Origin of the sequence: Aeromonas eucrenophila (assembly GCF_000819865.1) — a bacterium.
In the GTDB taxonomy this organism is placed as follows: Bacteria; Pseudomonadota; Gammaproteobacteria; order Enterobacterales; family Aeromonadaceae; genus Aeromonas; species Aeromonas eucrenophila.
Genome location: NZ_CDDF01000005.1, coordinates 805,694 through 823,255, shown reverse-complemented (window position 1 = coordinate 823,255; position 17,562 = coordinate 805,694). Strand labels below are relative to the sequence as shown.

Below are 17,562 nucleotides of genomic sequence, written 5' to 3'. Positions count from 1 at the left end.
TTCTCCGACTCGGTCGCTTGACTCAATAAGTGGTCTTGAGGGTCAGGTAGACGGCCCCTCTGTCTTCCGTGGTGGCGCCGCCACCGGAGAAGGAGGAGTAACCGCCGGCATAACAGGTGTTGCGCTGGGTCGCATCCAGAGCGTTGGGGGTGGAGCCATCGGTGGCGCCATCGTTACAGTCGGCAGACTTGCCGAAGGAGTCCACGTACTTCAGATCGACGAAATACTGGTTGTAGATGGTAGCGCCGAGACCAAGGGCGTAGTTGCCGGTGTCCTTGGCGCCGCCGCCCTGCACGGGAGACACCCCCGCCAGGCCGAGGTTGATCGACAGCGGCATGCTCATGTCGACGCCGGGGAATACCTGATACCAGGTCGGGGTGAAGTTGACCGCCAGGCCCCAGTTGTCGGTGGTCGACTTGTCGAGCCCCTGGTAGCTGTCCTCGCCCTTGTAGAGCGCCTTGTTGTGATCGTTGAGGCTCAGCAGGTTGCTGTAATAGAGTTCGGCCAGCAGGGCGGCGCCGTCGAACAGCGGGGTGTCGGCCATGGTCATCAGGCCGTTGATGGTCCAGTGCAGGGTCTCGCCGGTGGCGCTGTAACCGTCGCTGTCGTCGGTGATCACCCCGGTGCTGTCATTACGGGCAGGCAGTGCGCCGAGCCCCTGTTTCAGTCCGAGTGGACCCGAGGCACTCAGCAGCGCCGGGATGCTGGAGAGCGGCATGTTGTGGCGATAGTTCAGATCGCTGCCGACGCTGACCCCGGCGATGTCCTTGGACAGGCTCAGACCCAGGATATCGATGTTCTCGCCGTAGGCCAGGGAATAGCTGGTGTTGGCAATCGAGTTACGCAGGTTGGGAATAGCCCCGGCCGGCAGGGGATTCGTCCCGCGGACGCTCAGGCCACGGGCGTCCAGTACCGCCTGGGGCAGGATGTCGGCGGTGCGACGGTAGTAGGCACCCAGGGTGGCATCCAGCGCCTCGGGAGACCACTTGGTCATGACACCCCAGTCACCGTGCTTGCCCGGCTCTATGTCTGCGCCGCGGCGGATGTTGCTCAGGGTACCGTTCGGCCCGGCGAGGCCGGGGCCGCCGGTGTGACCCAACAGGAAGGCGCGGGCACCGTAGCCCACCAGATCGGAGCCACCGTAGAAGGTGCCGGCCTCCGGCAGACGGGCCGCATCCCAGTCGAAGAAGTACTGGGCGGCGAAGGTCCACTCCGGGTTCAGGGTGAAGGAGGCGGAGATCTGCTTGCGGGGCATGAACAGCTCTTTCGCCTCGGTGCCCGGGGACGCCGCGAGTTTGGCAAGATCCAGGCCAGATTGGCCGTAGCTGATGGAGTGCACCGGATTGAGCAGGGTCTCGCCCCAGAAGATGTTGTGCTGGCCTATCTTGACGCCGAGCAACGACTCGTCACCGATCTCCATGTTGTGGAACACGAAGGCGTCGAGGATCTCGCCGGAGGGGCCGTTGTAGTAGCGATCGGCATAATCGCTCAATCCCGGCTGGCCAAACATGGTCGACCTTGCGGGGTTAGCGCCCCAGCCCGGGATACCGGAGGCATCACCGTTGTTGTTCAAAAAGGGGTTGTCGCTCGCGCCGACGTCGTCATAGGCATAGTCGTACCAGCTCGCCGCACTGATGCGAAAACCGGTGTTGCCCTTGTTCACCACGTCCAGCTCGGTCAACAGATCGAAGCGGGTGGTGACGGTGTCGCCAGCATCCTTGAAGTTGTAGTCACCGTCGTTGCTGTTCGGGGTGGCGAGCATCCGAGAGTCTGCGCTCTCGGTGCGTACGCCGTAGTTGAACTTGCCGGTGTTGTCGAAACGCACGGACCAGTCTTCACTGTCCGTGTCGATTTCGACCGCCTGAACGGTTGGCAGGAGCACGGCCGCAATGGCCGTCGCCAGCAGGCTGAGGCGCAGGGCACCACAACCATGACTCGTGTGCATGTAATCCATTACAGTCTCTCCGAGTATCGTCATCTGTTGTTTGTTGTTCTGTGTTTAATCGCCGTTTCCGTTGGCTTTTTCTTCATGCAAGTGGAGATGACCTGACTCATGGCGCACCACCTTGTTTGGCTCTCGAGGATGCAGCTCTGTTTTTGCATCGGCCCCGGGGTGTCGCTCACTGTGATGAGCACTCTCTTTCTCTCTTGTGTGCCGACTGTAAGGCCTAGCTCCGGGGCCGCGCTTGCCATTGAACGTCAGCCACTTTTCATTTGATGACAGGGGATGCGCGCGCGGACAAGCGTCCCTGAAAGCGGTGCCATACAGCCCCTGTTCAGGTCGTCAGCCGGTAAAGAAGGAGGAGGAGATCTTGTCTCAAGGGAGGATCATCTGCTGCCACTACCAGGGAACATTCGGGGGGACTGACGCAAAAACGGCGGGGAAGGCCCAGGCCCCCTTCCCCACCGAAAACTCATGGCACTGCAACGGTACTAGCGCGCGATGGCGCAGCCGGTCGCGGCCTGCAACTGCTCGAAGGCGATGCCGGGGGCCATCTCCACCAGCTTGAGGCCGGTTGGTGTCACATCCAGCACGGCGAGATCGCTGATGATGCGATCCACCACCCCGACCCCGGTCAGCGGCAGCTTGCACCACTCCAGTATCTTGTGTTCGCCTCCCTTGGCGCAGTGCTCCATCAGCACCACCACCCGCTTGACCCCGGCCACCAGATCCATGGCACCGCCCATGCCCTTGACCATCTTGCCCGGGATCATCCAGTTCGCGAGATCCCCGCGCTCGGACACCTGCATGGCGCCGAGCAAGGCCAGGTTGATGTGGCCGCCACGGATCATGCCGAAACTCTCGGCGCTGTCGAAGAAGCTGCTGCCGGGCAGGGTGGTGATGGTCTGCTTGCCGGCGTTGATGAGATCCGGATCCAGCTCCTCCTCGCTCGGGAAGGGGCCTATGCCGAGCAGGCCGTTCTCGCTTTGCAGCCACACCTCCATGCCGGCGGGAATATAGTTGGCCACCAGGGTCGGCAGGCCAATGCCCAGGTTGACGTAGAAGCCGTCTTGCAACTCCTGGGCGGCGCGCTGCGCCATCTCTTCACGGGTCCAGGCCATGATTTAGTTCCTCGCTGCGCACGGTTGGGAAAAGAAAGCCAATGGAAGCTTCTGGGGGATGTACTGCATCAACTCTTCACGGGTCCAGAGCATGTCAGTTTTTCTCCATGACGGTACGCACTTCGATGCGTTTCTCGGGATTGGGGTTCAACACCAGCCGCTGCACATAGATGCCGGGCAGGTGGATCTCGTCCGGTGCCAGCTCCCCCACCTCCACTATCTCCTCCACCTCGGCTACGCAGACGCGCCCCGCCTTGGCACAGAGCGGGTTGAAGTTGCGCGCCGTCTTGTTGAACATCAGGTTGCCCGCCTTGTCGGCCTTGGCCCCCTTGATCAGCGCGATGTCGGCGGTCAAGGCGTGCTCCATCACGAACCACTCGCCATCGAACTGGCGGGTCTCCTTGCCCTCGGCGATCAGCGTCCCGTAGCCGGTGCGGGTGAAGAAGGCCGGGATGCCGGCGCCGCCGGCCCGCAGCTTCTCGGCCAGCGTCCCCTGGGGGGTGAACTCCAGCTCCAGCTCGCCCGCGAGGTACTGGCGTTCGAACTCCTTGTTGCCCCCCACGTAGGAGGAGATCATCTTCTTGATCTGGCGGCTGTAGAGCAGCGGCCCCAGGCCAAACTCGTCCACCCCGCAGTTGTTGCTGATGATGGTGAAGCCGCGCTTGCCGGTCTCCTGCAGCGCCTCGATAAGTTGCTCCGGGATGCCGCACAGGCCAAACCCGCCGGAGGCGATGGTGATGTCGTCCTGCACCAGATCGCTAAGAGCGGCCTGGGCGCTGGGATAGATCTTGTTCATGAATACCTCGGCTAATCCATTAGGCCACGGGGGCGCTTGTTCTTCTTCAATGACGGATGTGCTTGATTTGAGGTGGTGTCACTACCGTCCGATGACGCCGCTAATCGCACCCGCACCCATCAAGGGGCTGTGGTTCGAATAGGGGCCGTGTTCGGACTGTCGCGACATCACATCGTCATGGCTTGATTCCCCAATGCATCAGCACCAAGACCAGGGCGATGAGGAAGAGAGTCTCCCCCACCATCAGCAGGATGGGTTTGATGCCCACCGACGCCAACTCCTTGAGCTGGGTCTTCATGCCGATGGCGGCGATGGCGATCACCAGGCACCAACGCGACAGCTCGTTGACCCCGCTCTGGATGGCGCCGGGCACCCAGCCTGTGCTGTTGATGCAGGCCAGCACCAGGAAGCCCACCGCAAACAGGGGCAACAGGGGCGGACGCTTGCCGGAGGCGGGATCCGCCCCCTGCATACGGGTGATCATGGCGGCGACGACGATCACCGGCAGCAGCATGGCGACCCGCATCAGCTTGACCACGGTCGCCACGTCCCCGGTCTCGGTGGACATGCTGTAGCCGGCGCCGACCACCTGGGCCACGTCGTGAATGGTGGCGCCGAGGAAGACCCCCGCCTCCACCGGCGTCAGTTCGACATAGCGGGCGATCATGGGGTAGGTGATCATCGCGATCGTCGAGAGCACCGAGACCCCGATCACGGTGAACAGGGTGGCGCGCTCTTTTTGTGGGTGATTGGGCAGGGCGGCGGCCAGCGCCAGGGCGGCGGAGGCCCCGCAGATCGCGGTGGCACCACCGGTCAGCATGCCGAACAAGCGCTGGAAGCCCATCAGCTTGGCCGCGACCACGGAGAGACTGATGGTCACCACCACCAGGGTCACCACCAGCACAACCGGCATCCAGCCGAGCTCGGCGATCTGGCCGAGGGTGATGCGCATACCGAGCAGGGCGACGCCGATGCGCAGCACGCTGCGCGCAGTGAACTCGATCCCCTTCTTGCAGGTCCCCTCGGCGCTGAGGAAGTTCAGCGCCATGCCGAGCAGCAGGGCAAACAGCAACACGGGGGCGCCGTAGTGTTCGGCCAGGAAGGTAGCGGCGGCGGCCACCACCAGGCTCACTGCCATACCGGGGGCGAGCTCGCGCACCCGCGAGAAACGGGCCGTCAGAGCGAGGGCGTGCATGGGAGGCTCTCCTGTGAGGCGATGACGATGAAGAGGCTGCCTCCCTCCTGCTCGACCGGGTAACGGCCGACCTTGAGCTGGCTCGATCCCAGCAGGTAACCGGTGCGCAGGTTGAAGCGCAGGCCGTGGGAGCGGCACTGGACCACCTCCCCCTCCAGCTTGCCGCCACACAGGGAGGCACCCTGATGGGGACAGCTGTCATCGATGGCATGAAAAGCGCCGTCGACGTTGAACAGCACCAGGCTCTTGCCCTGCTCTTCGATGAGGACGCGCTGGCCGGGGAGCGGTACCCGGCTGGCGGGCACCTCGATGCGGGTCTGCGACGCCCCAAGCTGGGTGGCCACGGCCTGGCGCAGGCTGGCGAGCAGTCGCTCCACCGGCTGGGCGCCGGAGAGGGTCAGCGCGCCGCCGATCACGAAACTGGGCACCCCCTGACTGGCGGGCCCCACGGCAACGCCCAGGAAGGGGCTGCCATCCCCGTGCAGGCTGCTCACCAGCGTCTCCAGCGCGAAACCGGACTCTTCGGCGAGCCTCAGCAGGGTGCTGCCGTCCCCCAGATCCCCTCCTTGCTGGAAGTGGCAGGCGAACAGCCGCTCCAGCAAGGCCTCTTGCTGGGCCGGCGAGCCTGACTGGCTGGCCTGCTGCCACAGGCGGTGTGCATCGGCGGTGTTCGGCATCAGGGGGATTGTGGTGAAGTCCAGGCTCAGACCGACGCTGGCCGCGGCCTGCTGCACCTGGGCCTGGCGCAGGCGCACCGCCTGCTCGCCCCCGAGTCTGCGCAGGTAGAAGGCGTGGAAATCCTCCCCCTGTGCCGGCAGGTAGGGCAGCAGTTGCACCCCGTGCCAGCGCAACTCCACCCGCACTTCGGGTCGCTCGGCCCGCAGCAGGGCCAGGGCCTGATCCAGCTGGCGCTTGCCAATCAGGCACCAGGGGCAGATGAAATCGAAATAAATCTCTATTTTCAGCGTCTTTTGCAGGGTACTGCTCATGCCCTTCTCTCCGTGTCATCAACTTCAGTCCGGCGAGTCGCCGCCGGACAGATAAAACTCACTGTGCTCCCGCGGGCGTCGTCAGGCCCTCGCCTCCGTGGGCGCCGGGTCGATGAGGGGGGCATCGGCGGCCTGAGGCTGCTGCTCCCCCTCCAGCCTGGCCACGTCCTTGTGGTAGTGGCGCTTGGCATAGAGGAAGACGATGGCCGCCGCGATGCTGATGAGCGGCACCAGCTGGAAGGCCTTGTCCAGGCCGATGTGATCGGACACCTTGCCGGTGATGAAGGGGCCAGGGGCGAGGCCGAGCAGGTTGTTGGCAAGGGTCAGGGTGGCGAAGGCGGTGCCGTGGATACTGGCGTGGGTCAGGTTCGCCACCATGGCGCCGGCGGGGCCCGAGGTGCCGGTGGCGATGAACATGCCGAGGCAGATCAGGAGCACCTGCGGCACCCCCACCGGCAGGGCGAACGCCAGGGAGAGCAAGGCGCAGCTGCCGAGGCAATAGCCGATGGCGAGGCTTATCTTGTGATCCGGACGGGCCTTGCACAACCTGTCGCTCAGCATGCCACACAGGATCATGCCGGCGCCGCTGCACAGCACTATGATGGCGGCCGCGGCCCCCGCCTTGTCCGTCTCCATGCCGTAGTAACGGTTGAAGTAGCTCGGCATCCAGACGATGACGGTGCCACCGACGAACAGTTGCAGACCGCTGCCCACGTAGGCGGCGATGACCGAGCGGCTGGAGTAGAGGCTGCGCAACGGATTGCGGCCTCCGCTGCCCTTCGAGGTGCGGTTGGCTTGGGCGATGCGGTCCTCCTTGACGATCAGGGGGTAGAGCGCCGCCAGCAGCAGACCGAACAGGGCCATGCCGGCGAAGGCCCAGCGCCAGCCCATCAAGTGGGCCAGCACGCCCCCCGTGGCCATGCCGAACACGGAGCCGAACAGGCCGCCGGAGATGAAGGCGCCGGAGAGGGTGGCCCTCATCTCCCGCGGGAAGACGGAGACCACCACGGCGATGCCAACGCTGCCGTAGGCCGCCTCCCCCACTCCCACCAGGAAGCGGGCGATGAACATCTGCTCGTAGTTCTGGGCCAAGGCGCAGCCCAGGGTGGCCAGACTCCAGAGCGCGGCCATCAGGGCCAGGCTCTTCACCCGACCGAAGCGATCGGCGAGCAGGGACAGCGGGAAGGTCAAGAGCCCGACCATGAGCGCGACTATGCCGCTGAGCAGGCCAAGCTGGGTATCCGAGAGTACCCACTCCCCCTTGAGCATGGGGAAGACGGCATTGAGCACCTGGCGCGACATATAGTCGGAGATGAGCAGACCAAAGGTCAGTGCAAACACTATCCAGGCATAACGACGTGGTACGGCAACCTTGCCGGCCTCTGCGTCATCATCGATATGATACGTAGCCATACAATCCCTCGCGCTACTACAAGTTGGGTTGGGTTCTCGGTCGGCGAACCGGCGGACAGGCCCCCGGCTCGACAATATTGATTCATCGCTCAATTGCCCGAGAGCTGCATAGTGCAAGGACAACCGGCGTTTGGCAAACAGGTTCTTAGGGCGCTTGGCTTGGGGACCTTGCGCCCTGACACGCAGATCTGCGTGGGTATTACATCACTTCTTCAGGAAGCCCTGCTGACCGCCCTTTGGATTCGGGGCGAAGCCGTTGGCTGCAAGGGTTTCTTCAACCGTCTCATAGAAAACACCAATTTTGAGGATCTCGCGGGCTTCCTTACCGTTGGCAACTGGACGGCCGATCTCTTTGGCAAGGCGCACCAACTGTTCGATCTGCTCGACGGAGGTCATCTTGCGCGAACGGTCCTGGGTCCAGAGGTTATCCTCAATACCGCAGCGCACGTGCAGGCCCATCGCCATGCCCATCAGGTTGATTGGCAGGGTGTTGAGCATGGAACTTTCCACCGTCAGCATGGTGCCGTCAGGGATGGCGCGCAGGAAGTTGGCCATGCTGTAGATATGCGGCTGGTCCATGCCACCGCCAATCGCCACCCAGTTGCATACCAGCGGACCCTTATAGACACCGCGGCGGATCAGCCGCTCCACCGACTCGTAGCTGTTGATGTTGTAAAACTGGAAGGCACTCTGGATGCCGGCGGCACTCAGACGCTTGACGTGCTCCTCGATGAAGCCAGGGCCGGAAGGCACGATCATCTCGCGGTAGGCTTCGTAGGTATCGGTCCCCATAGAGGTGCCGGCGTAGTCACGCTTATCCATCTGCTCGACCACGTTCATCTGCGTGGTGTTGACGGTCACAGTGACTTGGTCGGGTTTGGGCTCGAGTTCGGCGAGCATGTGCCGAGTGTCGTCATGCAGCCACTTGGCAGCCGCGCCATCTTCTGGCGGCGCGAAGGAGATAGAGCCGCCGACCTGGATGATCATGTCCGGCACGGCCTTGCGCACACCAGCGATCAGTTCGTTGAACATCGACAGGCGCTTGGAGCCCTTGCCGTCCAGTTCACGCACGTGCAGGTGCAGTACGGCGGCGCCCGCTTCGTAGCAGTCGACCGCTTTCTGGATCTGCTCTTCCATGGTCACCGGGATGTCTTCCGGATAGTCAGAAGGGAACCATTCAGGGCCATACGGGGCTACGGTAATAACCAACTTGTCCTGATTTTCAGGGAAGAGAGAACCGTCAAGGAAGTTCATGTCTATTGCCTCAAGTTATTGAAAATTAGCGGTATCACTGGGATGTTACGACTCAGTAAGGCGTGTCGCCCATGATCCCGGCCCGCTCCATCTTGCGATGGCTCGGCGGGTAGTCCATGGCGGCATAATGCTGGGTGCTGCGGTTGTCCCAGATGGCGATGCTGTTGGGTTGCCAGCGCCAGCGCACCTGGTACTCCGGGATATAGGCCTGGCTTATCAGGTAGCGCAGCAGATCGCTGCCCCCCATGCTGTAGTCCTGGCCGACCCGCACGTGGGCCGGGGTGTGGAAATTGGTGAGGTGGGTGGCGAAGGCGTTGACGAACAGGATCTTCTCGTCCGTCTCCGGGTGGGTGCGCACCACAGGGTGCTCCGCATCCGGGAACTGCGCCTTCAAGGCGAGCCGCTTCTCGATGGGCATGGCTGCCCCGAAGCTCGCCTCTATGCTGTGGCGGGCCCGCAGCCCCGCGATCTTCTGCTTGATCTCTTCCGGCAACTGCTCGTAGGCCACCACCATGTTGGCCCAGAGGGTATCGCCCCCCACCGGCGGGGTCTCCACGCAGCGCAGCACACAACCCATCGGGGGCTGAGCGCGCCAGGTGGCGTCGGTGTGCCAGGCGTTCTCGTAGCGATCGTTTGGCACCTCCGGTGACTTGTAGATGCGCACCAGCCCGGGATGCTCCGGATCGCTGCCTGCCACCGGGTGATCCTCCAGCTCGCCGAAGCGGCGGGCGAAGGCCACGTGATCCCCCCGGCTGATGTCCTGATTGCGCAGGAACAGCACCCTGTGCTTGAGCAGCAGGGAGCGGATCTCCGTAAACAGGCCCCCATCGTGGACGGCATCCGCCAGCTTGACGCCACTGAGTTCGGCGCCGATATGGCAGGTCAGTTGTTCTACACGCATGTCTCTCTCCCTAGATGACAAGTCGGTGCTGCCCGGCAGACCCGGGCACTGCCCCGATGGGCAGGCCCGGGCCCCTGGCCTAGATGACGAAAACGGAGGAACCCGTGGTCTTGCGCGCCTCGAGATCGCGGTGCGCCTGGGCGGCATCCTGCAGCTCGTACTTCTGGTTGACTTCGATCTTGATCCGCCCGCTGGCGACGTGGTCGAACAGCTCCCCCGCCAGGGCCGTCTTCTCGGCCGGATCGGCGATGTAGTCGGCCAGCGCCGGACGGGTCAGGTAGAGGGACCCCTTCATGGCCAGCAGCTGGGGATTGAAGCCGTCGATGGGACCGGAGGCGGTGCCGACGCAGACCATGAGGCCACGGCGTTTGAGGGAATCGAGCGACGCGAGGAAGGTGCTCTTGCCGACGCTGTCGAACACTACGTCGACACCGGCACCCTCGGTCAGGGCGCGCACCCGCTGGGCCACGTCCTCGTGGCTGTAGTCGATGGTGTAGTCACAACCGTGGGCCCGGGCCACCTCGGCCTTGGCGTCGCTGGAGACGGTGCCGATCACGGTCAGTCCCAGCAGCTTGGCCCACTGGGCGACGATGAGGCCAACGCCCCCCGCCGCGGCATGCAGCAAGATGCTGTCACCGGGCTTGAAGCCGTGGATGCGGCGCATCAGGTAGGCGGACGTCAGGCCACGCATGGTCATGGCGGCGGCGGTCTCGCAGGAGATGTTGTCCGGCAGCTTGATGAGCGGCGCGGCCGGGATCAGGCGTTCGGTGGCATAGGCGCCGAGTGTGTTGATGAAGCCGGTGTAGGTGACGCGATCGCCGACCGCGACGTTGGTGACGCCCTCCCCCAGCGCCTCGACGATACCGGCCGCCTCGACCCCCAGACCGTTTGGCAGCGGGATCGGGTAGGTGCCGTTACGGAAATAGGTGTCGGCATAGTTCAGGCCGACTGCGGCATGGCGCAGACGGACCTGGCCCGGGCCGGGTTCACCGACGGTCACTTCTTCGTAGCGCAGGACCTCGGGGCCCCCGGTTTCATAAAAGCGTATGGCGTGGGCCATGGCTGTTCTCCAGATTCATTCATGGGTGAAAACATCGTCCAGAGTGAATCTAGGGGGTTACGTAAACGTCCGCTTTGCATCGGGCGACAGCCACTTTTCATCTCATGACACCCCCCGTCTAATTCGTTGCCCGACCGGGGTGAAGAGGCCAGAATCCCCCTGACCTACCATGGCGACAGCCCCCTAAACAGCGGCAATACGCTGGAATGAAGGGGCCATCGAGGTGAATCGAGTGACGCATTGCCCCGCTCGGCGAGGGGCCGGTCAGCACCGGGCCTTCTACCTAAGCAGCATTGACGTTAACGTAAACGTGGTGTGAGATGGTTCTATCCGCAGCAAGACATGAGCAGCATGAAAGGAGTCACAATGTCCAACCTATCCCCCTCGGCCGGGAAGCGTTTTCGCATCGCCCTTGCCAACGAAAAACCCCTGCAGATCGTCGGCACCATCAACGCCTACATGGCGCTGATGGCCGAGCGTAGCGGCTTCAAGGCCCTCTATCTGTCCGGCGCCGGGGTGGCCAACGCCTCCTATGGTCTGCCGGATCTCGGCATGACCTCCATGAACGACGTGCTGATCGACGCCGAGCGCATCACGGCCGCGACCCAGGTTCCCCTGCTGGTGGACATCGATACCGGCTGGGGCGGCGCCTTCAACATCGCCCGCACCATCCGCGCCTTCGAACGCGGTGGTGTCGCCGCCGTCCACATGGAAGACCAGGTCGCCCAGAAACGCTGCGGTCACAGACCGAACAAGGCCGTGGTCAGCATCACCGAGATGGTGGATCGCATCAAGGCGGCGGTGGATGCCCGCCAGGACGAGGACTTCGTCATCATGGCCCGCACCGACGCCCTGGCGGTGGAAGGGTTGGGCTCGGCCCTCGAGCGCGCCGCCGCCTACAAGGAAGCGGGCGCCGACATGATCTTCGCCGAGGCCGTCACCGAGCTGGAGCAGTACGATCGCTTCAAGCAGGTGGCCGGGGTGCCCATCCTCGCCAACATGACCGAGTTCGGCAAGACGGAGCTGTTTGACAAGGAAGCCCTGGCGGCGCACGGCGTCGACATGGTGCTCTACCCCCTGAGCGCCACCCGCGCGGCCAATCAGGCGGCTCTCAACGTCTATCAGCAGCTGCGCCACGATGGCCATCAGCGCGCCGTGGTCGACACCATGCAGACCCGGGAGTCTCTCTACGACTTCCTCGGTTACCACCATTACGAGCAGACCCTGGATCGTCTGTTCACCAAGGAATAAGCCGGCGACCAGCCGCCTCATGCTGGCGGCTGGCGCTTCAACGGACTGAATGAGGAAACATGTGATGAGCGCCATTTCAGAAACCACTACCGGCTTCAAGCCGAAGAAATCCGTCGCCCTCTCCGGCACCGCCGCCGGCAACACCGCCCTGTGCACCGTCGGCCTCTCCGGCAACGATCTGCACTACCGTGGCTACGACATCCTGGATGTCGCCACCAGCTGTGAATTCGAAGAGATCGCCCACCTGCTGGTGCACGGCAAGCTGCCCAACGCCGCCGAGCTGGCCGGCTACAAGGCCAAGCTGAAGGCCCTGCGCGGCCTGCCGGCCGGGGTCAAGACCGCCCTGGAGCAACTGCCCCCGTCCGCCCATCCCATGGATGTGATGCGCACCGCCGTCTCCGTGCTGGGTTGCCTCTCCCCCGAGAAGGACGATCACAATCACCCGGGCGCCCGCGACATCGCCGACAAGCTGATGGCTTGCCTCGGCTCGGTGCTGCTCTACTGGTATCACTTCAGCCACAACGGCAAGCGCATCCACGTCGAAACCGACGACGACTCCATCGGTGGCCACTTCCTGCACCTGCTGCACGGCGAGAAGCCGCGGGACTCCTGGGTGCGTGCCATGCACACCTCCCTCATCCTCTACGCCGAACATGAGTTCAACGCCTCCACCTTCACCGGCCGCGTCATCGCCGGTACCGGCTCCGACATGTTCTCCTGCATCACCGGCGCCATCGGTGCCCTGCGCGGGCCCAAGCACGGCGGCGCCAACGAGGTGGCCTTCGAGATCCAGAAGCGCTATGACAATCCAGCCGAGGCCGAGGCCGACATCCGCGCCCGGGTCGAGAAGAAGGAAGTGGTCATCGGCTTCGGCCACCCGGTCTACACCGTCTCCGATCCCCGCAACAAGGTGATCAAGGAGGTGGCGCGCGAGCTCAGCGAAGAGCAGCACAACACCAAGATGTTCGACATCGCCGAGCGCCTCGAAGAGGTGATGTGGGACGCCAAGAAGATGTTCCCGAACCTCGACTGGTTCAGCGCCGTCAGCTACCACATGATGGGGGTGCCCACCGCCATGTTCACCCCGCTGTTCGTCATCGCCCGTACCTCCGGCTGGTCCGCCCATGTCATCGAGCAGCGCATCGACGGCAAGATCATCCGCCCGAGCGCCAACTACGTCGGCCCGGAAGATCTCAAGTTCGTGCCGCTCAAGGAGCGCACCTGATGAACAGCCAATACCGCAAGCCCCTGCCCGGCACGGAGCTCGACTACTTCGATGCCCGTGCGGCGGTCGAAGCCATCCAGCCCGGCGCCTGGGACAGGCTGCCCTACACCTCCCGGGTGCACGCCGAGAACCTGGTGCGCAAGTGCGATCCGGCCATCCTCACCGAGTGCCTGACCCAGATTGCCCAGGGCAAACGCGAGCGCGATTTCCCCTGGTATCCGGCGCGCGTGGTCTGCCACGACATCCTCGGCCAGACCGCCCTGGTGGACTTGGCGGGCCTGCGCGATGCCATCGCCGATCAAGGCGGTGACCCCGCCCAGGTCAACCCCGTAGTGCCGGTGCAGCTGATCGTCGATCACTCCCTGGCCGTCGAGTGCGGCGGCTTCGATCCCCAGGCGTTCGAGAAGAACCGCGCCATCGAGGATCGCCGCAACGAGGATCGCTTCCACTTCATCAACTGGACCAAGCAGGCGTTCAAGAACATCGAGGTGATCCAGCCTGGCAACGGCATCATGCACCAGATCAACCTGGAGAAGATGTCGCCGGTCATCCATAACGATCGCGGCATCGCCTACCCGGACACCTGCGTCGGCACCGACAGCCATACCCCCCACGTGGATGCCCTCGGCGTCATCGCCATCGGCGTCGGCGGCCTCGAAGCCGAGAACGTGATGCTGGGACGCGCCTCCTGGATGCGCCTGCCGGAGATCGTCGGCGTGGAGCTGACCGGCAAGCCGCAACCCGGCATCACCGCCACCGACGTGGTGCTCTCCCTGACCGAATTCCTGCGCCTGCAGAAGGTGGTCGGCGCCTATCTGGAGTTCCGTGGTGAGGGCGCAGCCGCCCTGACGTTGGGCGATCGCGCCACCATCTCCAACATGGCGCCGGAATATGGCGCCACCGCGGCCATGTTCTTCATCGACAACCAGACCCTCGACTACCTGCGCCTGACCGGCCGCGACGGCGAGCAGGTCAAGCTGGTGGAGACCTATGCCAAGGAGGCGGGCCTCTGGGCCGACGCCCTGGCGAGCGCCCAGTACGAGCGCAGCTTAAGCTTCGACCTCTCCACCGTGGTGCGCACCCTGGCCGGCCCGTCCAACCCCCATCGCCGCCTGCCGGTCGCCGATCTGCACGATCGCGGTATCGCCGTGGATCTGGACAAGGCCCGCGCCCAGGAGGCCGAGGGCCTGCTGCCGGATGGGGCCGTGATCATCGCCGCCATCACCAGCTGCACCAACACCAGCAACCCGCGCAACGTGATTGCGGCAGGGCTGCTGGCACGCAATGCCAACAAGCTCGGCCTGATGCGCAAGCCCTGGGTGAAATCCTCCCTGGCCCCCGGCTCCAAGACGGTCGCCCTCTACCTGAAAGAGGCGGGTCTGGACGAGGAGCTTGCCCAACTCGGCTTTGGCATAGTGGGCTTCGCCTGCACCACCTGCAACGGCATGTCCGGCGCCCTGGATCCGGCCATCTCGCAGGAGATCATCGCCCGCGATCTGTACGCCACCGCCGTGCTGTCCGGCAACCGCAACTTCGACGGCCGCATCCACCCCTATGCCAAGCAGGCGTTCCTCGCCTCGCCACCGCTGGTGGTGGCCTACGCCATCGCCGGCACCATCCGCTTCGACATCGAGAAGGATGTGCTGGGAGTGGTGGACGGCAAGGAAGTTCGCCTCAAGGACATCTGGCCAACGGATGAGGAGATCGACGCCGTGGTCAAGGCCTCGGTCAAACCGGCGCAGTTCCGTCAGGTCTATATCCCCATGTTCACTATCGAGGAAGACCATGGCCCCAAAGTGGCGCCCCTGTATGACTGGCGCCCGCAGAGCACCTATATCCGCCGCCCCCCCTACTGGGAGGGAGCCCTGGCCGGTGAGCGTACCCTGAGTGGCATGCGGCCGCTGGCGGTGTTGCCGGACAACATCACCACCGATCACCTGTCGCCCTCCAACGCCATCATGCGCAGCAGCGCGGCCGGCGATTATCTGGCGAAGATGGGCCTGCCGGAGGAGGACTTCAACTCCTACGCCACCCACCGTGGCGATCACCTGACAGCCCAGCGCGCCACCTTCGCCAATCCCCAGCTGGTCAACGAGATGGCGGTGGTGAACGGCGTGGTGAAGAAGGGGTCCCTGGCCCGCGTCGAGCCGGAAGGCAAGGTGATGCGGATGTGGGAAGCCATCGAGACCTACATGGCACGCAAACAGCCGCTGATCATCGTCGCCGGTGCCGACTACGGGCAAGGGTCTTCCCGTGACTGGGCGGCCAAGGGAGTGCGGTTGGCCGGGGTGGAGGTGATAGCGGCGGAAGGCTTCGAGCGCATTCACCGCACCAACCTGATCGGCATGGGGGTGCTGCCGCTGGAGTTCAAGCCGGGCACCACTCGCCTGACCCTTGGCCTGGACGGCACCGAGACGTACGATGTGGTGGGCAAGCGCCAGCCTCGCGCCGACCTCACCCTGGTGGTTCGCCGTCGCAGCGGCGAGGTGATCGAGGTGCCCATGACTTGCCGCCTCGACACCGCCGAGGAGGTCTCGGTCTACGAGGCGGGTGGCGTGCTGCAACGCTTCGCCCAGGACTTCCTGGAGTCGACGACCCACAAGGCCGCCAGCTGAGATAATAACGCCTCCCAGACTCTCCTTCGCAGGGGAGCTGTGGTGTGCTCCCTCTCCCTTTGGGAGAGGGTTGGGGTGAGGGGACATTCCCCTCATCCGCCCTTCGGGCACCTTCTCCCCGAGGGAGAAGGATCTATCACCCATTTCAGGACAATCCTATGGTCCACACACCTCAAATCAGAATCCCGGCCACCTATCTGCGCGGCGGCACCAGCAAGGGCGTCTTCTTCCGTCTGCAGGACCTGCCAGCGCGCTGCCAGGTACCGGGCCCGGCCCGCGACAAGCTGTTTATGCGGGTCATCGGCAGCCCGGATCCCTACAGCGCCCATACCGACGGCATGGGCGGCGCCACCTCCTCCACCTCCAAGTGCGTGATCCTCTCCAAGAGCCAGCAGCCCGATCACGACGTGGATTACCTCTACGGCCAGATCTCCATCGACAAGGCGTTCGTGGACTGGAGCGGCAACTGCGGCAACCTCTCCACCGGCGCCGGCGCCTTCGCCATCCACGCCGGTCTGGTGGACCCGGCCCGCATCCCGGACAACGGCACCTGCGTGGTGCGGATCTGGCAGGCCAACATCGGCAAGACCATCATCGCCCAGGTGCCGGTGAGCAATGGTCAGGTGCAGGAGACCGGCGACTTCGAGCTGGACGGGGTCACCTTCCCCGCCGCCGAGATCGTGCTGGAGTTTCTCGATCCCTCCGATGACGGTGAAGACGGCGGTGCCCTCTTCCCCACCGGCAATCTGATAGACGAGCTGGAAGTGCCGGATTTTGTTGTAAAGAGCGGCACCTTGAAGGCCACCATGATTGCCGCCGGCATCCCCACTGTGTTCGTCAACGCCGAGGACATCGGTTATGAGGGCACCGAGCTGCGCGACGCCATCAACGGCGACCCAGAAGCACTGGCCCGCCTCGAGGCGATCCGCGTCGCCGGCGCCCTGCGCATGGGGCTCATCAAGACGGCAGCAGAGGCGGCGACCCGCCAGCACACCCCCAAGGTGGCCTTCGTGGCCAAGCCGAAGGATTACCTCAGTGCCAGCGGCAAACAGGTCAAGGCTGGGGACGTCGATCTGCTGGTGCGAGCGCTCTCCATGGGCAAGCTGCACCACGCCATGATGGGCACCTGCGCGGTGGCCATCGGCACCGCCGCGGCCATCCCAGGCACGCTCGTCAACATTGCCGCCGGTGGCGGCGAGCGGGAGGCGGTACGTTTCGGCCACCCGTCAGGCACTCTGCGAGTCGGCGCCCAGGCGCGGCAAGTGGATGGGGACTGGACGGTGACCAAGGCGGTGATGTCCCGCTCCGCCCGCATCCTGATGGAAGGCTGGGTACGGGTGCCGGGAGATGCCTTCTAGCCCGACCATCCCCCTTTGCACCATGAAAAAGAGCCAAGGCAACTGCCTTGGCTCTTTTTTACAACATATTCCACTACCCCAACCCACTTATCATTGTGGTCTGGGCACACACTCCACCTGGCGCGGGATATTCCGCTTGGCATCGCCGCCGATCAGCTGCTTCACCTGACTGGCCGGGCACTGACCATCGTCCACATAGACCTTCTTCCCGTACGCGAGGCCCCCGGGCGGGGGATCCTGCGGCAGATACTCGACGGGGGCCGGGGTGACGATGGCACAACCGGACACCAGGCTCACCACTGGCAACAGCGCCAGCAACATCGCTCTCTTCCATGCAACAGCCATAGGCCACTCCCTCTGTGTGATCGCATGCGCCGGGTTCCCACGGGCCGCATCGACCCAGGCAGTGTAGTCACCCCTGCCCCCGAGCCGATACCCGCCC

The 17,562-nt window shown here is 64.2% G+C and carries 14 protein-coding genes; 4 read left to right on the top strand and 10 right to left on the bottom strand.

The genetic code is table 11. The annotated features are described in order from the left end of the window. Positions 1-22 precede the first annotated feature (22 nt). From BN1124_RS07640 to BN1124_RS07595, 9 genes are all read right to left on the bottom strand, one after another. The gene (locus BN1124_RS07640) at positions 23-1,945 is read right to left on the bottom strand and encodes a DUF1302 domain-containing protein (protein WP_042640921.1); all 1,923 of its coding nucleotides are present in this window, start codon (positions 1,943-1,945) and stop codon (positions 23-25) included. Between the two features lie 488 nt (positions 1,946-2,433). Beyond that, positions 2,434-3,063, bottom strand: a complete 630-nt coding sequence (locus tag BN1124_RS07630; protein WP_042640569.1) for a CoA transferase subunit B — start codon at positions 3,061-3,063, stop codon at positions 2,434-2,436. Positions 3,064-3,157: 94 nt separating this feature from the next. Further along, positions 3,158-3,859, bottom strand: a complete 702-nt coding sequence (locus BN1124_RS07625) for a CoA transferase subunit A (RefSeq protein WP_042640567.1) — start codon at positions 3,857-3,859, stop codon at positions 3,158-3,160. Between the two features lie 175 nt (positions 3,860-4,034). Beyond that, on the bottom strand, positions 4,035-5,054 hold the full coding sequence (locus BN1124_RS07620) for a YeiH family protein (RefSeq protein ID WP_042640566.1): 1,020 nt from the start codon (positions 5,052-5,054) through the stop codon (positions 4,035-4,037). After that, positions 5,036-6,043 carry a DsbA family protein gene (locus BN1124_RS20805; RefSeq protein WP_082041483.1) on the bottom strand — a complete coding sequence of 336 codons (1,008 nt, stop codon included), beginning with the start codon at positions 6,041-6,043 and terminating at the stop codon, positions 5,036-5,038. The genes BN1124_RS07620 and BN1124_RS20805 overlap by 19 nt, the downstream gene beginning before the upstream one ends. Before the next feature lie 81 nt (positions 6,044-6,124). Beyond that, the gene (locus BN1124_RS07610) at positions 6,125-7,456 is read right to left on the bottom strand and encodes an MFS transporter (RefSeq protein WP_042640564.1); all 1,332 of its coding nucleotides are present in this window, start codon (positions 7,454-7,456) and stop codon (positions 6,125-6,127) included. 204 nt (positions 7,457-7,660) lie between these two features. Further along, entirely contained in the window at positions 7,661-8,710 is a 1,050-nt protein-coding gene (locus BN1124_RS07605; RefSeq protein ID WP_039038787.1) for a beta-keto acid cleavage family enzyme, read from the bottom strand. A gap of 52 nt (positions 8,711-8,762) precedes the next feature. Beyond that, positions 8,763-9,611, bottom strand: a complete 849-nt coding sequence (locus BN1124_RS07600) for a TauD/TfdA dioxygenase family protein (protein ID WP_042640560.1) — start codon at positions 9,609-9,611, stop codon at positions 8,763-8,765. A 79-nt stretch (positions 9,612-9,690) separates the two neighbouring features. Next, the gene (locus BN1124_RS07595) at positions 9,691-10,671 is read right to left on the bottom strand and encodes a quinone oxidoreductase family protein (protein WP_042640558.1); all 981 of its coding nucleotides are present in this window, start codon (positions 10,669-10,671) and stop codon (positions 9,691-9,693) included. Positions 10,672-11,037: 366 nt separating this feature from the next. Here BN1124_RS07595 and prpB point away from each other — a divergent pair, with 366 nt between their 5' ends. The 4 genes from prpB (at position 11,038) to prpF (ending at position 17,120) form a co-directional block, all read left to right on the top strand. Beyond that, positions 11,038-11,922 (top strand): methylisocitrate lyase, encoded by an 885-nt coding sequence (gene prpB / locus BN1124_RS07590; RefSeq protein ID WP_042640556.1) that lies wholly within the window; start codon positions 11,038-11,040, stop codon positions 11,920-11,922. Positions 11,923-11,986: 64 nt separating this feature from the next. Then, positions 11,987-13,147 (top strand): bifunctional 2-methylcitrate synthase/citrate synthase, encoded by a 1,161-nt coding sequence (gene prpC, locus BN1124_RS07585; protein WP_042640554.1) that lies wholly within the window; start codon positions 11,987-11,989, stop codon positions 13,145-13,147. Further along, complete coding sequence (gene acnD, locus BN1124_RS07580) at positions 13,147-15,762, top strand: Fe/S-dependent 2-methylisocitrate dehydratase AcnD (protein WP_042640552.1); 2,616 nt, start codon at positions 13,147-13,149, stop codon at positions 15,760-15,762. The genes prpC and acnD overlap by 1 nt, the downstream gene beginning before the upstream one ends. A 158-nt stretch (positions 15,763-15,920) precedes the next feature. After that, complete coding sequence (gene prpF / locus BN1124_RS07575) at positions 15,921-17,120, top strand: 2-methylaconitate cis-trans isomerase PrpF (RefSeq protein ID WP_042640550.1); 1,200 nt, start codon at positions 15,921-15,923, stop codon at positions 17,118-17,120. Positions 17,121-17,210: 90 nt separating this feature from the next. Here prpF and BN1124_RS07570 read toward each other — a convergent pair whose 3' ends face one another. Continuing rightward, the gene (locus tag BN1124_RS07570; protein WP_156128137.1) at positions 17,211-17,465 is read right to left on the bottom strand and encodes a DUF6719 family protein; all 255 of its coding nucleotides are present in this window, start codon (positions 17,463-17,465) and stop codon (positions 17,211-17,213) included. Positions 17,466-17,562 lie beyond the last annotated feature (97 nt).